The organism is Agromyces binzhouensis, assembly GCF_004135055.1.
Taxonomy (GTDB): domain Bacteria; phylum Actinomycetota; class Actinomycetes; order Actinomycetales; family Microbacteriaceae; genus Agromyces; species Agromyces binzhouensis.
The window spans coordinates 1-699 of sequence record NZ_SDPL01000764.1 but is presented as its reverse complement, the minus strand read 5'-3'; the positions used below and the strand labels follow the sequence as shown (position 1 = coordinate 699).

The 699-nt window shown below is 76.4% G+C and carries 2 protein-coding genes; one reads left to right on the top strand and one right to left on the bottom strand.

Annotated features, from left to right (window positions below):
- Positions 1 to 375: M23 family metallopeptidase (locus ESO86_RS18105; protein ID WP_165308412.1), on the top strand; the 375-nt coding region annotated here is incomplete at its 5' end.
- Positions 376 to 394: 19 nt separating this feature from the next.
- Here the strand turns inward: ESO86_RS18105 and ESO86_RS18100 are convergent.
- On the bottom strand, positions 395 to 699 hold a 305-nt coding region (locus ESO86_RS18100; RefSeq protein ID WP_165308408.1), incomplete at its 5' end, for a tyrosine-type recombinase/integrase.

The window sequence follows — 699 nt, the reverse complement described above, 5'->3', positions numbered from 1 at the left end:
GTCGTCGCGCCGTTCCGAGCCCCTCCGACGCCGTACTCGGCGGGGCACCGCGGGATCGACGTCGCGGCCCTGCCGGGCGACCCGGTCGTGGCGCCGGCGAACGGCGTCGTGTCGTACGCCGGCCCGGTCGCCGGGCGGGGCGTGCTCTCGATCGATCACGGCGGAGGCGTCGTCAGCTCGATCGAGCCGGTCGCGGCCGGCGTGGCGGCCGGTGCAGCGGTGCGCGCCGGCGATCCGGTGGCGATCGTGGCGACCGGCGGGCACTGCGACGACCGATGCGTCCATCTCGGCGTGCGGGTGCACGGCGAGTACGTCTCGCCCCTCCTCTGGTTCGGCGGTGTGCCGCGTGCGGTGCTCCTCCCCATGGCCGGGTGACGCGAGGCGCCGAACGCGTTCAGGCCCGCGGGTGCGCCGTGCGATACGTCTGCTTGAGCCGCTCGGCCGAGACGTGAGTGTAGATCTGCGTCGTGCCGAGGCTCGCGTGCCCGAGGAACTCCTGGACGGCGCGGAGGTCGGCACCGCCGTCGAGCAGGTGCGTGGCGGCGCTGTGCCGGAACGCGTGGGGTCCTGCGGGACCGGAGCCCGGCAGCTCCTCGAGGAGGCCTGCGACGAGGCGGTGCACGCTCCGGACGCCGAGACGCCCGCCGCGGACGCCGACGAACACCGCCCGCCCCGCGCGGGCGGTCGCTCCGCCGTCGG